12 protein-coding genes are annotated in these 16,488 nt (G+C 66.6%); 8 read left to right on the top strand and 4 right to left on the bottom strand.

The annotated features are described in order from the left end of the window. The first annotated feature begins 202 nt into the window (after positions 1-202). A complete protein-coding gene (locus tag ACQZF9_RS00585; RefSeq protein ID WP_428311337.1) occupies positions 203-1,777 on the top strand; it encodes a S41 family peptidase in 1,575 nt (524 codons plus the stop codon). A gap of 42 nt (positions 1,778-1,819) precedes the next feature. On the opposite strand, the gene ACQZF9_RS00580 is transcribed toward ACQZF9_RS00585, so the two are convergent. Continuing rightward, positions 1,820-3,982, bottom strand: coding sequence for a RelA/SpoT family protein (locus ACQZF9_RS00580; protein ID WP_428311336.1), 2,163 nt, complete (start codon positions 3,980-3,982; stop codon positions 1,820-1,822). A 113-nt stretch (positions 3,983-4,095) separates the two neighbouring features. On the opposite strand from ACQZF9_RS00580, the gene ACQZF9_RS00575 reads away from it, so the two are divergent. After that, a complete protein-coding gene (locus ACQZF9_RS00575) occupies positions 4,096-5,016 on the top strand; it encodes a DMT family transporter (RefSeq protein ID WP_428311335.1) in 921 nt (306 codons plus the stop codon). Between the two features lie 6 nt (positions 5,017-5,022). Here the strand turns inward: ACQZF9_RS00575 and ACQZF9_RS00570 are convergent, their stop codons facing one another. Together ACQZF9_RS00570 and ACQZF9_RS00565 are read right to left on the bottom strand one after the other, a co-directional pair. Next, on the bottom strand, positions 5,023-6,303 hold the full coding sequence (locus ACQZF9_RS00570) for an adenylate/guanylate cyclase domain-containing protein (RefSeq protein WP_428311334.1): 1,281 nt from the start codon (positions 6,301-6,303) through the stop codon (positions 5,023-5,025). 171 nt (positions 6,304-6,474) lie between these two features. Then, positions 6,475-8,274 carry a monovalent cation:proton antiporter-2 (CPA2) family protein gene (locus ACQZF9_RS00565; RefSeq protein WP_428311333.1) on the bottom strand — a complete coding sequence of 600 codons (1,800 nt, stop codon included), beginning with the start codon at positions 8,272-8,274 and terminating at the stop codon, positions 6,475-6,477. 202 nt (positions 8,275-8,476) lie between these two features. Here ACQZF9_RS00565 and ACQZF9_RS00560 point away from each other — a divergent pair, with 202 nt between their 5' ends. From ACQZF9_RS00560 to zwf, 5 genes are all read left to right on the top strand, one after another. After that, positions 8,477-9,100 carry a type IV toxin-antitoxin system AbiEi family antitoxin domain-containing protein gene (locus ACQZF9_RS00560; protein WP_428311332.1) on the top strand — a complete coding sequence of 208 codons (624 nt, stop codon included), beginning with the start codon at positions 8,477-8,479 and terminating at the stop codon, positions 9,098-9,100. A 10-nt stretch (positions 9,101-9,110) separates the two neighbouring features. Then, positions 9,111-10,145: a phospholipase A gene (locus ACQZF9_RS00555; protein ID WP_428311331.1), complete on the top strand. Its 1,035-nt coding sequence runs from the start codon at positions 9,111-9,113 to the stop codon at positions 10,143-10,145. A gap of 54 nt (positions 10,146-10,199) precedes the next feature. After that, positions 10,200-10,688: a GAF domain-containing protein gene (locus ACQZF9_RS00550; RefSeq protein WP_428311330.1), complete on the top strand. Its 489-nt coding sequence runs from the start codon at positions 10,200-10,202 to the stop codon at positions 10,686-10,688. Between the two features lie 157 nt (positions 10,689-10,845). After that, positions 10,846-12,258, top strand: a complete 1,413-nt coding sequence (locus ACQZF9_RS00545; protein WP_428311329.1) for a GGDEF domain-containing protein — start codon at positions 10,846-10,848, stop codon at positions 12,256-12,258. Between the two features lie 293 nt (positions 12,259-12,551). Then, the gene (gene zwf / locus ACQZF9_RS00540) at positions 12,552-14,012 is read left to right on the top strand and encodes a glucose-6-phosphate dehydrogenase (RefSeq protein WP_428311328.1); all 1,461 of its coding nucleotides are present in this window, start codon (positions 12,552-12,554) and stop codon (positions 14,010-14,012) included. A gap of 184 nt (positions 14,013-14,196) precedes the next feature. Here the strand turns inward: zwf and ACQZF9_RS00535 are convergent, their stop codons facing one another. Further along, on the bottom strand, positions 14,197-16,077 hold the full coding sequence (locus tag ACQZF9_RS00535) for an ATP-binding cassette domain-containing protein (protein ID WP_428311327.1): 1,881 nt from the start codon (positions 16,075-16,077) through the stop codon (positions 14,197-14,199). Between the two features lie 89 nt (positions 16,078-16,166). Here ACQZF9_RS00535 and ACQZF9_RS00530 point away from each other — a divergent pair, with 89 nt between their 5' ends. Continuing rightward, positions 16,167-16,358 carry a hypothetical protein gene (locus tag ACQZF9_RS00530; RefSeq protein ID WP_428311326.1) on the top strand — a complete coding sequence of 64 codons (192 nt, stop codon included), beginning with the start codon at positions 16,167-16,169 and terminating at the stop codon, positions 16,356-16,358. Positions 16,359-16,488 lie beyond the last annotated feature (130 nt).

Raw genomic sequence — 16,488 nt, 5'->3', positions numbered from 1 at the left:
GCGCCAGTCGGGGGCTGCGGCTTGGCTGGCGTCGGACGCGGGGTCTACGGCTGGCAATCGGTTGGGGCGCGGCATGTCGAGTCTATTGTAGTGAAGCCGCCGGACTGCGTAGCAAAAGCACCTATGGCGGGGGTTATTGCCCAGTTCAATACAAGGTCTGGCGGCTAAACTTCGCCGCATCGCCGAACCACCGGGATCCACCGTGCGCCAGCCCTTTCGCTCATCGACGTCCACCGCTTTGACCACGCTGCTGCTGACCAGTCTGCTGCTGGCCTGCGGTGGCGGCGGCGGTGGCGACAGCGGCAATGACGAGGGCAGCGACAACCCGTATGTGCAGCGCACCGCCAGTGCCAACGGCAAGGCCGCGATCTGCGCCGCACCGCGGCGGGGCAACGACCCGTACAACGGCAACCAGCCGTATCCGGATCGCCAGGGCAGCATCGACGACGAGAAGAAATGGGTACGCGCCTTCATGGGCGACATCTATCTGTGGTACCGCGAAATCCCCAGCGTCAATGCGGCGCCGTACACGGCCTCGAATTACGGCAGCGTGACCGACGCGCTGGACGCCTACTTCCAGGATCTGAAAACGCGGCAGACCACGGCCTCCGGCCGGCTCAAGGACGAATTCAGCTTTACCTACTCGACCGCGCTGTTCAACGCGCAGTCGCGCTCCGGGGTCGAGATCGGCTACGGCATGCAGGTGGCGCTGCTGGCGACGCAACCGCCGCGCGAAGCGGTGATCGTCTACACCGATCCGAACACGCCGGCCGCCGGCCAGCACATCGATCGCGGCGCCGAAATCCTCGCCGTCGACGGCGTCGACCTGGTCTACGACGACAGCCAGAGCGGTATCGACACGCTCAACGCCGGCCTGTTCCCGGAAGTGCAGGGAGAAAGCCACCAATTCACGATCCGCGACTACGGCAGCGATTCCAGCCGCAGCGTCACGCTGACCGCCGTTGCCGCGAATTCGGTACCGGTGCAGAAGGTGCAGAGCTATACGGCCGGCAGCAGCAAGGTCGGCTACCTGCTGTTCACGCAGCACATCGCCACCGCCGAAGGCGAGCTGATCAATGCGATCACGCAGCTGCGCGATGCCGGCATCAGCGACCTGGTGCTGGACATGCGCTACAACGGCGGCGGCTATCTGGATATCGCCAGCGAACTCGCCTATATGATTGCCGGGCCGGCGCGTACCACTGGCCGAACCTTCGAGAAGCTCAGCTTCAACGACAAGAATCCGCTGGCGACGCAGACCGACACGGTCACGCCGTTCCACACCACCGCCCAGGGTTTCGATCCGTCCGTCACCAGCGGCAGCAGCCTGCCTACGCTGAATCTTCCGCGGCTGTTCATGCTGACCGGTAGCGGCACCTGCTCGGCCAGCGAGGCGGTGATCAACGGCCTGCGCGGCGTCGGCGTCAACGTCGTACTGATCGGCGACACCAGCTGCGGCAAGCCCTACGGATTCTTTCCCACCGACAACTGCGGCCTGTCGTACTTCGCGATCGAGTTCGCCGGCGTCAACGACCAGGGCTTCGGCGACTATGCCGACGGCTTCGACCCGAACTGCTACGTGTCCGACGATTTCGGCCACGCGCTGGGTGATCGCAACGAAGCGCTGCTGGCGACCGCGCTGGGCTATCGCAGCAGCGGCAGCTGCACGACCGCGTCCAGCCGCGCTGCGTCCTTCGATGAAAACCACGGGGCGCATGAGCCAATGAAGCTGCTGCGCAGTCCGCTGCGCGAAAACCGGTTTTTCAGGCGACGCTGAGCCGGTCTCCTTCCCCCGCCTGCGGGGGAGGGAATTATTTTGTTAGGAGCGAACGACCTTCTCGACACCATCCAGCCGATGCAGGCGCCGCATCACATGCGCCAGGTGCACGCGCGATTTCACCGTGATGATGAAGCGCATCTCGATGGTCTCGCCGCCGGCGCGGTCCGGCATCTGCACGTTCTCGATGCTGGATTCGCTGCTGGTGATCTCGGCGGTGACACGCGCCAGCAGGCCGCGCTGATTGAGCGCGTGCACACGGATTTCGGACAGGTAATCGCCCTGCACCTTGTCGGCCCAGATCAGCGGCACCCAGTCCTGCGGCCTGGCCTTGGCATGCTTGCAGTCGATGCGGTGAATGACGATGCCGCGGCCGACGCTGACGTTGCCGCGGATGTCGTCGCCCGGAATCGGCCGGCAGCAGCGCGCGTAGTCGACGACCAGGCCCTCGGTGCCTTCGATCGCCAGCGGCGCCGCGGTGGAGGTATCCGAATCCGGTGAATTCTGGTCCGGCAGGAAATGCCGCGCGACCAGCGGCGCCAGGCGCTCGCCGGTGCCGATCGCCGCGTACAGCTCTTCCATGTCCTTCAGGCCGTAGGCCTTCAGTACCGGCTCGGCGGCTTCCTCGCGCAGCTTGGCCAGCGAGATGCCGAGATCGCGCAGCGCGATTTCGATCAGCCGGCGGCCCAGGCGCACTGCCTCGTCCTCGCGCTGGTTACGCAGGAAGTTGCGGATATGGCTGCGCGCCTTCGCGGTCTTGACGAAGTTCAGCCAGGCCGCGTTCGGCCGCGCATGCCGCGCGGTGATGATCTCGACGGTCTGGCCGCTGCGCAGCGGCGTATTCAGCGGCTCCAGGCTGCCGTCGATGCGCGCGGCGACGCAGCGGTCGCCCAGTTCGCTGTGCACCGAGTAGGCGAAGTCCACCGAGGTCGCGCCCTTGGGCATGCGCCGGATCAGGCCCTTGGGCGTGAACACATAGACCTCGTCCGGGAACAGGTCGACCTTGACGCCCTCGATGAACTCCAGCGATCCGGCGGTGCCGAGTTCGTCGAACAGGCCGCGCAGCCATTCGTTGGCGCGGACCTGCGGCGCCGACGAGGCGCCGTCCTTGCTGCCCATCTTGTACTGCCAGTGCGCGGCGATGCCGGAATCCGCGATGTGGTGCATCTCGCGCGTGCGGATCTGGATTTCGATCTTGTGGCCTTCCGGCCCAATGCACGTGGTGTGCAAGCTCTGGTAGCCGTTGGCCTTGGAGTTGGCGATGTAGTCGTCGAAGCCGCCGGGCACCGGCTTGTAGACGTGGTGGACCACGCCGAGCGCGCGATAGCAGTCGTCGAGCTTGGCGACGACGATGCGGAAACCCAGCAGATCCATCACCTGCAGCAGGCGCATCTTCTTGCGCCGCATCTTCTGGTAGATGCTGTAGATGTTCTTTTCGCGGCCGACCACGGTCGCGCCGATGCCCTCGTCGCGCAGCGCCTTGGCGATCTTGCCCTCGACGTCCTTGATCAGGTTCTTGCTGTCGCCGATCTGGTCGTCGATGGCGCGCTCGAGCACGCGGTGACGCTCGGGATACATGTTGGCGAAGGCCAGATCCTCGAGCTGCGTGCGGATCGTATTGATGCCCAGGCGCTGCGCGATCGGCGCGTAGATCTGCAGCGTCTCCTTGGCCACGCGCACGCGCTTCTCGGGCTCGGTGGCGCCGAGCGTGCGCATGTTGTGCAGGCGGTCAGCGAGCTTGACCAGGATCACGCGCAGATCCTGGGTCATCGCCAGCAGCAGCTTGCGGAAGCTCTCGGCCTGCAGCTCGGCGCGCGACAGGCCCTCGACCTTGCCGATCTTGGTCACGCCTTCAACGATGCTGGCGACGTCCTTGCCGAACACCATCGCGACGCGTTCCGGAGAGACCTCGGTGTCCTCGACGACGTCGTGCAGGATCGCGGCGATCAGCGTCGTTGCGTCCATGCGCAGGTCGGCCAGAATCCGCGCCACCGCTAGCGGGTGGTAGATGTAGGGCTCGCCGGAGGTGCGGTTCTGGCCGGCGTGGTACTTGGCGCCGAACTCGTAGGCGCGGCGCACGTCGGCGATCTGGTCTTCAGGCAGGTACTCGTCGAGCACCTTGACCAGCGCCTCGATACCGAACTCGCGCACGACGCTGCGCTTGTGCAGCGCATTGCTCAGGCGATTGATGACCGGGAGATCCATGCGACGACTATAACAATCCCACCTGACGGCGGCAGTCGGTGCGCGAAGTTTTCGCGCATCGGCGCTACGCCAGCCGATAACATGGCGGCATTCCTCCGGCTTTCAATCGAATCGTGCGCGAACCCACCGTCAGCCGAACCGGCGTCGCCTATGCGGTGCTCGCCTGTTGCGGATGGGGTTTCGCCTTCGTCGGGCCGCTGATGCTCGGCGACTGGCCGGCGCTGGGCGTCGCCGCCGGCCGCTACATCGCCTACGGCCTGGCCTCGACCGCGACCTTGATGCTGCTGGCGCGGCGCGACCCGGCGCGGCGGCGGTCGTGGCTCGCCTGGCGCGACGCCAGCCTGCTGAGCCTGTCCGGCAACCTGCTGTATTACGCGCTGCTCAGCATCGCGGTGCGGCTCGCCGGCTACGTGATGCCGACGCTGATCATCGGCCTGCTGCCGGTGACCGTGTCGCTGGCCGGACGGCTGCGCGCCGGCCACGCGATCACGCCGCGCTACGGCCTGGCGCTGGCGCTGATCCTCGGCGGCCTGTGGCTGGCGCATGCACCCGATGCGGCGACCGCGGCGCGCAGCGCGGCGACGGCGCGCGACTACGCCGTCGGCGTCGCCTGCGCGTTCGCGTCGCTGGCGCTGTGGACGGTGTACGGCGTCGCCAACAGCGAGCGCCTGCGCGCGCATCCCGGCATCGGCGGCCTGGAATGGTCGTCGCTGCAGGGTGCGGCGGCGCTGCCGTTCGCGCTGCTGCTGTTCGCGGCGACCCCGTCGCTGCCGCGGGCGGCGCCGGACTGGATGCTGTTCACCGGCGTCTGCCTGATCCTCGGCTTGGTCACGTCCTGGGCCGCGAACGCGCTGTGGAACCAGGCCAGCACGCAGTTGCCGGCGCACCTGCTCGGCCAGCTGATCGTGTTTGAAACCATCGCCGGCATCGGCTACGGCGCGCTGTGGAGCGGCGCGCTGCCGTCGGCGACGGTGCTGGCCGGTGCGGCGATCCTGGTTGCCGGCGTCGTCGTCGCGATCGGTGAGCCGCGCTAAGGAACCTTAAAGACTGAAATGCGCGACCGGTTCGCCGAAGCCTTTCAGGTTCAGCGGCGGGCGTTCGCTGGCGTTGCTGCGGCCGGCACCGCGCTGCGTCGCATCATCGATCAGGATTTCGCCGTCCTGCGCCTGCTCGCATAAGCGACAGGCGAGGTTCACCGCCGAGCCGACCGCGGTGTACTCCAGCCGCGACACGCCGCCGATCACGCCGACCGTGACCGCGCCGCTGGCAACACCGACGCCGATGCCAAGGCGCGGCCCGAGTTGGCTCCACTGCGCGATGCAACGCTGGCAGGCCTGGCGCAGCTGCAGCGACAGCTCGGCGGCGCGCGCGGCGTGGTCGGCGAATTCGATCGGCGCGCCGACCAGGATCAGCACGCCGTCGCCGGCGTAGTCCTTGATCGTGGCGCCGTACTGCGCCACCACCTGGCCGACCGCGTCGTAATACTCGCGCAGCACCTGGATCGTCACCTGCGACGGCACCGCGCGCGCAAACACCGAGAAGCCGCGCAGATCGCAGGCCACCGCGGTAATCGTCAGCTGCTTGTCCTGCATCGCCTGGCGCAGACCGCGCTCGGCGACCAGCCGCGCCACTTCCGGCGACAGGAAGCGCGACATGAACGCGCCGCGCTGGCCCTGCATGACGTGGTACTGCACCGCGCCGATCAGCAGGATCATTTCGCCGATCACCACCGACACGGCCGCCAGCTGCGCCGGCAGCACGAAGCCCGACACCATGAACGGCGTACAGCCGGCGAAGGCCAGCAGGCGCAGCCGCTCGCTGCGATCCGGGCGCCGGTTCAGCAGCAGCACCAGCGAGGTCATGCCGGATGCCACCGCCAGCAGCACCGGCGTTGCGAACAGCCAGAAGCCGGCGCGCGTGAACGCGCGGCTGTCGCCGGCCGCGCCGAGAAAATCGTCGACGCGCAGCTGCGGCCACAACAGCGCGAACACGGTATACGCCAGGCCGCTGAGCTGGCCGAAGCGCAGCACGCCATCGCCGAAGCGCGTGTCGAAATCCTCGGGCACCGGCACCGTGCGGCGCACGCGCAGCAGCCATTCGAGCATGGTCACGATGGCCAGGGACTCCGGCAGCGCCAGCCAGCCCGAGGCATGCGCGGCCTCGGCGAGCAGGCCATGGTTGAGCATGATAGCCACGCCGGTGAACGCCAGCGCCGCGGCCAGCGCGCGCGACGTGCTGCTGCGCCGGTCCGCCGACAGGAACGCCAGCGCCATGCCGAGCGCGACCAGCGATACCAGGATCTGCGGGGTGATGGTGGCCAAGCGGTCTCCCTGTGCGGCGTCAGCCTATATCGTCGGGCGGCGGTCCGCTCCCTCGATACGCCGCAGGCGGCGACTCGGGACGAACGGAACTTGGTTGATACATCGCGAAAAAACTCCGTTCGTCCCGAGTAGCCCACGCAGGGGGCGTATCGAGGGACCGGCGCGAAACTCTCAGGCCACCCGCTTCTTCGCCAGCTCATCCACTTCGGGCTCGGCCTCGTTGTCCGAGTCGAACAGTTCTTCCAGCTCGCGATTGGCCTCGCGCGCGGCCTGCATCATCGACTGCTCGTCGCGCGAGCTGGCGAGCTGGCGCATCAGGGTCTTCTGGTCGTGCTGCTGGAACGTGGCGATGGTGCGCTCGATCTGCGCCTCGTTTTCGCCGAGTACCGCCAGCACCTTGCGCGTCATCTCCAGCGACGAGAAGTAGCTGCGCCGTATGACTTTCTTGACGCCCAGGTCCATCAGGTCCAGTGCATGCTGGCGAGTGCGCGCGGTGGCGATGATCGTCAAGCTCGGATAGTGATGGCGCGCGGTCTCGACCACGCGCTTGGATTCCACCGGATCGGCGATCGCGACCACCAGCAGCTTGGCGTCGCCGGTGTGCGCGGCGCGCAGCACTTCGAAGCGCGCGGCGTCGCTGTAGAACACCGGAATGCCGAAGCGGCGCAGAAAGGCGACGTTGTCGGCGTTCTTGTCGAGCACCGAGTAACGGATGCGGCGCAGGCGCAGCACGCGGCCGACGATCTGGCCGAAAGGACCGAAGCCGGCGATCACCACCGGCGCCGCCTCGATGTCGATTTCGTCGAACGGCGGCGGCGCGATCTCCGGCCGCAGCCGCGCGTAGGCCATGTAGACCAGCGGCGACAGCATCATCGACAGCGTCACGCTCAGCACCAGCAGATCCTGCAGCGCGTGATCGAGCAGGCCGGCGCCGGAGGCGACGCCGAACAGCACGAAGGCGAACTCGCCGCCCTGGGCCAGCGACAGCGCCAGCGAGCGCGAGGAATCGTCCGGCAGATGGAACAGCCGGCCGACGATGTAGATCACCACCGCCTTGACCGCGATCAGGCCGATCACCACCGCCAGCACCTGCAGCGGCTCGGCGATCAGCAGGCCGATGTTGGCCGACATGCCGACCGCGATGAAGAACAGGCCCAGCAGCAGGCCCTTGAACGGCTCGATGTCCGCCTGCAGTTCGTGGCGGTATTCGGAGTCGGCGAGCAGCACGCCGGCGAGGAACGCACCCAGCGACATCGACAGCCCGACCGCGTCCATCGCCAGAGCGGTGGCGATCACCACCAGCAGCGCCGCAGCGGTAAAGATTTCCGCAACCTGGATCTTGGCCAGCGCACGCAGCAGCGGCCGCAGCGCGTAGCGGCCGCCGAGCACGGTCAGCACCACCGCGCCGATGGCGGTTGCGACCGCGATCAGCGTCGAGCTGCCGCTGGCATGCGCGTGGCCGCCTTCGCCGGCGGCCAGCGCCGGCACCAATGCCAGGAACGGGATGATCGACAGGTCCTGGAACAGCAGGATCGCGAACGCGCCGCGGCCGTGGCGCGTGGTCAGCTCGCCGCGCTCGGCCAGCATCTGCAGCACGAACGCGGTCGACGACATCGCCAGGCCGAAGCCGGCGATCAGCGCGGTACTCGGCGTCAGTCCGCTGGCGACGGCGATGCCGGCCAGCGCCAGCGTGGTCAGCAGCACCTGCAGGCCGCCGGTGCCGAACACCGCCGAGCGCAGATGCCACAGCCTTGAAGGCTGCAACTCCAGGCCGATGATGAACAGCAGCAGCACCACGCCGAACTCGGAGAAATGCAGGATCGATTCAACGTCCGATATCAGTCCCAGGCCCCACGGCCCGATGCAGACGCCGGCGGCGAGATAGCCGAGCACCGCGCCCAGGCCCAGCCGCTTGAACAAGGGCACGAACAGCACGGCGGCGGCGAGAAACAAGGCGATGTCCAGCAGCATCTTGGGGGTCCTTTCCCTGGTTACGGCGCGTGGCGGGCAGCGTGCGTGATTAGCGCCTTTGGCGGACAGCACACAACACTTTGTCACAATCCTGTTTGAAATTAGTAGCTTGAAAGCATCTCTTGCAATACTTTCAAACTTGTTCTCAAATATATACAGATTTTAAAAACTATTTACGCTTGCGCACACTCAAGCACGCCTGATGGACGAACCCAGCAAATCCGATCGCATCGTCGAGCTTGCGGCCAAGCTCGGAGTGCTGCGCCCGAAGGATTTAGCAGCGGAAGGCATCCAGGCCGAGTACCTGCGTCGCGTCTGCGACAAGGGCTTGATCAAAAAAGTCGGGCGCGGCAGCTACGTGCTGGCCGACAAGCAGGTCACGCCGCACCTGGCGCTGGCCGTCGCCGGCCGCGCGGTGCCCAACGGCGTGATCTGCCTGCGCTCGGCGCTGGCGTTTCACGGCCTTGCCGAACAGCTCACCGACGAAGTCTATATCGCGATCGAGCGGCGCGCGGCACGGCCGCGGCTGGACTACCCGGAAGTGAAGGTCGCGCGTCTCGGCGGCCCGGCATTCACCGAGGGCGTCGAGCATCACGAGATCGAGAGCGTCAGCGTCGCCATCTACTGCCTGGAAAAAACCCTGGCCGACCTGTTCAAGTTCCGCAACAAGATCGGCCCGCATATCGCCGTCGACGCGCTGCGCGCCGGCTTCGCCGCGAACAAGGTCAACAAGGACAAGCTCTGGCATTACGCCAAGCTGTGCCGGGTCGAGCGGGTGATGAAGCCCTATGTGGACGCCCTCGCCTCGCCCAGCTTCGATTTCTGAAGGGACGCTGATGAAACACCTGGCCCTGCTGTCGCTGCTGTGCGCGGCGACCTGTTCCGAGATGCCCGCCGCGTTCGCCGCCGGCGCACCGACGCCGACGCCGGTGCCGGGCTCGCCGGCCGACACCACGCCAGCGCAGCTCGGCTCCGAGCAGCCGCTGATCGTCGCCGATCCGCCTGCGGTCGAGGTCGCGCCGCAGGCGATCAGCCCGACGATCGGCGCGAAAGCAAAAGACGCCGTGGTTTCGGCCCTGCCCTCGGACACGCCGCCGCCGACCGAGAAACAGCTGGACTTCTTCTCGCGCATGCGCGGCGAGGATCCCAATGCGTATTCGATCGTCTCCGTCGCCAAGGGCCTGTCGACGCACAAGCCGATGTTCATCCTGCCGGCGACCTACAGCCCGGACTACGACGGCGCGCAGACCGAAGTGATCTTCGCGATCAGCGCCAAGGTGCAGCTGTTCAGCACCCCGTTCTACTTCGGCTACAGCCAGCGCTCGTTCTGGCAGGTCTACGACTCCGACCGCTCGCGCCCGTTCCGTGAGACCGACTACAACCCCGAGCTGTTCTACCGCTGGACGCCGGACCCGAAAAAGTGGAACTACTGGGGCGCGGACATCGGCGCCGAGCACGAATCCAATGGCCAGGACGTACCGGATTCGCGCTCCTGGAACCGGCTGTACATCGCGCCGTTTCGCGCCGAGGGCAAGTCGCTGTGGTACATCAAGGCCTGGTACCGCCTGCCGGAAGACAAGAAGAAGACACCCGACGATCCCAAGGGCGACGACAACCCCGACATCGAGGACCACTACGGTTATGGCGAGGTGCACTGGCAGCGCCAGCTCGGCAAGCGCCAGGTGCTGCACACGATGGTGCGGATGAATCCCGAAACCGGTCATGGCGCGCTGAACATCAATTACACGATCCCGTCGCGCGACGGCTCGGTGTTCTATCAGGTCTATCTGTGGCAGGGCTACGGCGAAAGCCTGCTCGACTACGATCACGCGATCACGCGCATCGGCCTGGGCGTGGCGTTCTCGCGCTAGGCTTTTTGATGTCATTCCCGCGAAGGCGGGAATGACAAGCTTACGGAGCAGCGCATGTTCGAACTTCAAGACACCAGGTCGCTGCCCAAGCCCGAGCTTTACGCCAGCCTGATAGACCAGGCGACCGGCCTGTTCGCCGGCGAGCGCGACGCGATCGCCAACGCCGCCAACCTGTCGGCGCTGATCTTTCATGGCCTGCCCGACCTGAACTGGGCCGGCTTCTATCTGTACAAGCAAGGCGAGCTGGTGCTCGGCCCGTTCCAGGGCAAGCCGGCCTGCATCCGCATCGCGCTAGGCCGCGGCGTCTGCGGCACGGCGGCCGCGACGCGCGAAACCCAGCTGGTGCGCGATGTCCACGAGTTCCCGGGGCATATCGCCTGCGATGCCGCGTCCAGCAGCGAGATCGTCGTGCCGCTGGTGGCCGGCGAGCGGCTGATCGGCGTGCTCGATCTGGACAGCCCGCGCATCGCCCGCTTCGATGCGGACGATCGCGCCGGGCTGGAGCATCTGGCGGCGCTGTGGGTGGCGGCGTCGGAGGTTTAGGGCGGCGTCGGTCGCGGACAGGGTCCGCTCCTACAGTCGCGAATCGACGGTGCGCAGTAGTCCTGTAGGAGCGGACCCTGTCCGCGTCTGCGCGCCCTCAAGTTCCAGCCGCGCCAGCCGATATGCGATCACCCCCCACTCTACGTGTGTTCGCTCGATGGAGCCCGATCGCTGGCAGCGCCAATACCGTGAGACGGCCGAGGAACTCGAGAAGCGCGAGCGCCACTGGCGCGATACCGAGGAACTGCTGCGGCGCATCGCCAGCCGCTTGTGCATCGCCGCGCGCGGCCAGCACGAGACGCTCGACGAAACGCTGACCCAGGTCATCAGCAGCTTGCGCCGGCCGGCCGAACCGGCGCCGCTGGAATCGCTGCTCGGCCAGCTGACCCAGGCGGTGACGGTGCTCGACCAGAAGCCGGTGTCGGCGCCGGCGATCGTGCCCGTACCGGTCACCGCCACGTCGACGCCGGCCGCCGCGATCGCGCAACCCGCACCGCCTCGCAGCGCGGCCGAACCGTTCTCGGCACCGCCGGCTCTGACCCAGACCTTGCAGCGCCTGCTCGACCGCCTCAGCGATCTGCCGGAAGCAGCAAAGCGCGCCAAGGAACTGCTCGACAAGATCGCCGACCTGCGCGGCCACGACGCGCTGGCGGTCGTCGCGGTGCAGGTCGCCGATCTGGCCGACGCGCAGGCGCAGTCGCTGCGCCGCGAAAAAGTCGAAGCCGACCGGCTGCTGCAGATGTTCAACGAGCGCCTGGAAGACATCGCCGAGCATTTGCGCGGCGAAACCGAGGAGCGCGCCAGCGCCCAGGCCGACGGCCAGGCTTTCGGCCGGCAGCTATTGTCCGAGACCGAGGCCCTGTACACGCATACGCGCGAGGCCAGCGATCTGGCCAGCCTGCAGAGCCAGGTTTACCGGCGTCTGACCGCGATCGACCAGCGCGTACGCGATCACCGTGCGCGCGAGGATGCGCGCGTGGCCACGCATCGCGAGCGCAACGAGGCGCTGCGGCTGCGCATCGAGGAGCTGGAAAACCAGACCCAGGCGCTGAGCCATTCGGTGCGCAAGCTCGAGCGCAAGGCCAGCCGCGACGGCCTTACCGGCGTGCCCAACCGCGCCGCCTACGACGAGCGCGTCGCCACCGAGCTTGCCGCGTGGAAGCGCGACCAGAAGCCGCGCAGCATCGCCGCCTTCGACGTCGACCACTTCAAGTTGATCAACGACCAGTACGGCCACACCGCCGGCGACAAGGTGCTGCAAGTGCTGGCCAAGCAACTCGGCAAACGCCTGCGCGACCACGACTTCCTGGCGCGCTACGGCGGCGAGGAATTCGTGCTGCTGCTCGACGACGTGACGCCGACACGCGCGCTCGCGGTCACCGACAAGCTGCGCCAGACCATCGAGAAGATCGGCTTCCACTTCCGCCAGCTGCCGGTGTCGATCACCGTGTCCTGCGGCGTCACCGGCTTTCGCGAGAACGACACGCCGGAGTCGCTGTTCGAGCGTGCCGACCAGGCGCTGTACCAGGCCAAGCGCGGCGGCCGCAATCGCTGCTGTATCGCGGCGTAGCCCCGCCTTATCGGTCATTCCCGCGAAAGCGGGGATCCAGAGATGCTTTCACTATCCTCCCTTCGTCGTCCTCCGTTCGTCCCGAGTAGCCTCGCTCGCGAGGCGTATCGAGGGAGCGGATCGCGCTGCCTTTCGGTCCCTCGATACGCGGGCAAAGCCCGCTACTCGGGACGAACGGAGCCGAGTGCCGCCGTCACCGGATTCCCGCTTTCGCGGCAATGACGGCGACATTTGGCGTCCGTTTTGCTGTATGAGCTTCCGCCAGGAAAGCTTCACTCATACAAGGACGCGAGATGGCCAAGATTCCACCCGGCGTGGGCCCGCAGTATCCGCAGATCGTGGTGCTGGTCGGCGCCACCGGCGACCTGGCGCGGCGCAAGCTGCTGCCCGGGCTGTTCCACCTGGTCAATGCCGGCTTCATTCCCGGCTGCCGCATCATCGGCCTGTCGCTGGACGAGCTCGACGCGGACCGCTTTCGCACGCTGGCGCGCGATGCGCTCAATGCGTACTCGTCGCGCAAACCCGGCGACGCCGAGTGGAACGCGTTCGCCGCCTGCCTGGACTACGTGCCGATGTCAGCCGGCGCCGCAGTGCTCAAGGCCGCGGTCGAGGAGGCCGAGCGGAGTTTCAGTGGCCAGACCCGGCGCCTGCATTACCTGAGCGTGCCGCCGAGCGCGGCGCTGCCGGCGGTGCACATGCTCAAGGAAGCCGGTCTGGTCGAAGGCTCGCGCGTGATCATGGAAAAACCGTTCGGCACCGACCTGGCCAGCGCGGTGATCTTGAATGCGCGGCTGCATGAAGTCTTTGCCGAAGAGCAGATCTTCCGCATCGATCACTTTCTCGGCAAGGAGCCGGCGCAGAACATCCTCGCGTTCCGTTTCGCCAATGGTTTGTTCGAGCCGATCTGGAACCGCAACTTCATCGACCACGTGCAGATCGACGTGCCCGAGACGCTGGGCCTGGGGACGCGCGCCGGCTTCTACGAGCAGACCGGCGCGTTTCGCGACATGGTGGTCACGCACCTGATGCAGATTCTCGCGTTCATGGCGATGGAACCGCCGACCGCGCTGGCGCCGGCGCCGATCAGCGAGGAGAAGAACAAGGTGTTCCGCAGCATGCTGCCGATCGATCCGGCCAAGGTCGTGCGCGGCCAGTACGCCGGTTATCGCGGTGAAGCGGGCATCGATCCGGCGTCGGAGACCGAAACCTTCATCGCGCTGGAATGCCGCATCGACAACTGGCGCTGGGCCGGCGTGCCGTTCTACCTGCGCACCGGCAAGCGCCTGGCCGAGGGCCAGCGCATCATCTCGATCGCGTTCCGCGAGCCGCCGAAAAGCATGTTCCCGGCCAATTCCGGCGTCGGCGCGCAGGGCCCGGATCATCTGACCTTCGACCTGGCGGACGCCTCGAAAATCAGCCTGAGCTTCTACGGCAAACGCCCCGGCCCGGGCATGCGCCTGGACAAGCTCAGCCTGCAGTTCGCGATGAACGACACGACGCTGATCGGCGACGTGCTCGAAGCCTACGAGCGCCTGATCCTGGACGCGATGCGCGGCGATCACACCTTGTTCACGACCGCCGACGGCATCGAGCGGCTATGGGAAGTGTCGGCGCCCTTGCTCGACAATCCGCCGCCGGTGCGCTTCTACGAGCCGGGCTCCTGGGGGCCGAAAGCGATCCACCAGCTGGTGGCGCCGCATGCCTGGCGGCTGCCGTTCGAGCGGGCCTGGCGGGACAATCGCAAGATCGAGTGAAAGGGCCTGTCGGTCGGATCCAGCCGCTGGTGCCGCCCGCGGGATCCCCGTTCATCCCGAGTAGTCCACGCAATGGACGTATCGAGGGACGCCTGCGCGCTCGCTGCTATCCCTCGATACGCGAGCAAGCTCGCTACTTGGGACGAACGGAAGGTGGGATCGCCGCCAGGACGCAGCGCAGCGGCTACCGCAGCGCTTCCAGCTCTTCCCATCGCGCATAGGCAACGGCCAGCATCTTCGCCAGCTCGTCCAGCCGCTTCTGCACTTTCAGCACCTGGTCTTTCGGCCGCTCGTAGAAGCCCGGCGCGCTGAGTTCGTCGGCGAGCTTGGTCTGCTCGGCCTCCAACTTCTCCAGCTTCTGCGGCAGTTCGTCGAGCTCGCGCTTCTCCTTGTTGTTGAGCGAGCGCGTGATGTTGAGCTTGGCGACCGGCGCAGCAGCGACTGCAGGCGCCGGCTTGCTGCTGTTGTTCGACGACGACGCGCGGCTGTAAGTCGCCGGCCGCTGACGCACCCAGTCCTGGTAGCCGCCGATGTACTCGTTGACCTTGCCGCCACCTTCGAACACCAGGCAGCGCGTGACCACGTTGTCGAGAAACTTGCGGTCATGCGACACCAGCAGCACGGTGCCTTCATAGTCCATCAGCAGTTCTTCGAGCAGCTCCAGCGTCTCCATGTCGAGATCGTTGGTCGGCTCGTCGAGCACCAATAAATTCGACGGCCGCGCAAACAGCTTGGCCAGCAGCAGACGATTGCGCTCACCACCGCTGAGCGCGCGCACCGGCGAGCGCGCGCGGTCCGGCGTGAACAGGAAGTCCTGCAGATAGCCCATCACGTGCTTGCGCGCGCCGCCGATCTCGACGTAGTCCTTGCCGTCGCCGAGGTTGTCGACCACCGAGGCGTTCTCGTCGAGGCCGCCGCGCAGCTGGTCGAAGTAGGCGATCTGCAGATTCGCGCCGAGCTTCATCTTGCCGCTGTCGGGCTGCAGGCGGCCGAGCAGCAGGTTGATCATCGTGGTCTTGCCGGCGCCGTTCGGGCCGATGATGCCGAGCTTGTCGCCGCGGATGATGGTCGTGGTCAGGCTGCGCACGATCTGGCGCTCGCCGTAGGAATAGGCCACGTCATCCGCCTCGGCCACCAGCTTGCCGCTGCGGTCGGCTTCCTGGATCAGCATGTTGGCCTTGCCCTGCACGTTGCGGCGCTCGCTGAACTGCCGTCGCAGTTCCATCAGGCGTTCGACGCGGCCCTGGTCGCGCACCCGCCGCGCCTGGACGCCCTTGCGAATCCAGATTTCTTCCTGCGCCAGGCGCTTGTCGAACACCGCGCGTTCCTGGCTCTCGGCGTGGGCGCGTTCTTCCTTGCGACGCAGATAGTTTTCGTAATCGCCGGGCCAGCTGGTGAGCATGCCGCGATCGAGTTCGAGAATGCGCGTCGCCAGCCGCTGCAGGAACGCGCGGTCATGGGTGACGAACAGGATCGCGCCCGGATAGCCGATCAGGAATTCTTCGAGCCAGGCGATCGCCTCGACGTCGAGATGGTTGGTCGGCTCGTCGAGCAGCAGCAGGTCGGGCTGCTGCACCAGCGCCTGGCCCAGCAGCACGCGGCGCTTCAGACCGCCGGACAGGCTGCTGAAAATCGCTTCCCCAGGCAGATCCAGCCGCGAAATCGTCTCGGACACGCGCTGATCCAGGCTCCAGCCGTCGACCGCCTCGATCTTCGACTGCACGTCGCCGAGCTCATCAAAGCGCTCCTGATCGAGCAGTTCGTGGTACTTGGAGATCAGCGCACCGGCGGCGCCGAGGCCCTGCGCGACCACCGAGAACACCTTGCCGTCGGTGCCGGCTGGCACGTCCTGCACCAGGCGCGCGATGCGCAGGCTCTGCGCCCGGACGACTTCACCGCTGTCGATCGCGACCTCGCCGTCGATGACCTTCATCATCGTCGACTTGCCGGCGCCGTTGCGTCCGATGATGGCGACGCGCTCGCCTTTTTCGATCGAAAAGCCCGCGTGATCCAGCAGGACGGTACTACCCAGATTCAGCGAAACATCACGGAGAGTCAGCAACATGAGGCACGGCAACGCGGCTTTAGGGCGGCCAGTCTAGCCGCTCAGGCTATAGACTGCGCCCTCAAGCCCCTGCTTCGAACCCAGCCGCAATGAGCTTTTTGAACAAACTCTGCTTCTCGATCTGCCTGATCTGCGTCATCGTCGCGATCGGCCTGGCGCTGTCGATGATCTGGCTCAGCCACAGCAACGAGTTCATGTGGAAGAGCCTGGCGACCTGCGGCGTGGTGTTCCTGGGCTCAAGCTTCCTCGCCGCGATCGGCAAGATGTTCGACAAGAGCTGAGCTGATTTTTTGGTGGCGCCCACACACTCCGTTCGTCCCGAGTAGCCCGCAACGCGGGCGTATCGAGGGACCGGATCGCGTCGCATCCCTCGATACGCGGGCAAGCCCGCTACTCGGGACGAACGGGGTG

It is taken from the genome of Hydrocarboniphaga sp. (assembly GCF_965279055.1).
Classification (GTDB): domain Bacteria; phylum Pseudomonadota; class Gammaproteobacteria; order Nevskiales; family Nevskiaceae; genus Hydrocarboniphaga.
This window is presented reverse-complemented; position numbering and strand designations above follow the sequence as displayed.

What these genes read in the sequence shown, in the direction of transcription:
- ACQZF9_RS00580 (WP_428311336.1), bottom strand. Translation starts at nt 3,982, where the DNA reads ATGGATCTCCCGGTCATCAATCGCCTGAGCAATGCGCTGCACAAGCGC.
- ACQZF9_RS00565 (WP_428311333.1), bottom strand. Translation starts at nt 8,274, where the DNA reads ATGCTGCTGGACATCGCCTTGTTTCTCGCCGCCGCCGTGCTGTTCGTG.
- ACQZF9_RS00560 (WP_428311332.1), top strand. Translation starts at nt 8,477, where the DNA reads ATGGACGAACCCAGCAAATCCGATCGCATCGTCGAGCTTGCGGCCAAG.
- ACQZF9_RS00555 (WP_428311331.1), top strand. Translation starts at nt 9,111, where the DNA reads ATGAAACACCTGGCCCTGCTGTCGCTGCTGTGCGCGGCGACCTGTTCC.
- ACQZF9_RS00550 (WP_428311330.1), top strand. Translation starts at nt 10,200, where the DNA reads ATGTTCGAACTTCAAGACACCAGGTCGCTGCCCAAGCCCGAGCTTTAC.
- ACQZF9_RS00545 (WP_428311329.1), top strand. Translation starts at nt 10,846, where the DNA reads ATGGAGCCCGATCGCTGGCAGCGCCAATACCGTGAGACGGCCGAGGAA.
- zwf (WP_428311328.1), top strand. Translation starts at nt 12,552, where the DNA reads ATGGCCAAGATTCCACCCGGCGTGGGCCCGCAGTATCCGCAGATCGTG.
- ACQZF9_RS00535 (WP_428311327.1), bottom strand. Translation starts at nt 16,077, where the DNA reads ATGTTGCTGACTCTCCGTGATGTTTCGCTGAATCTGGGTAGTACCGTC.
- ACQZF9_RS00530 (WP_428311326.1), top strand. Translation starts at nt 16,167, where the DNA reads ATGAGCTTTTTGAACAAACTCTGCTTCTCGATCTGCCTGATCTGCGTC.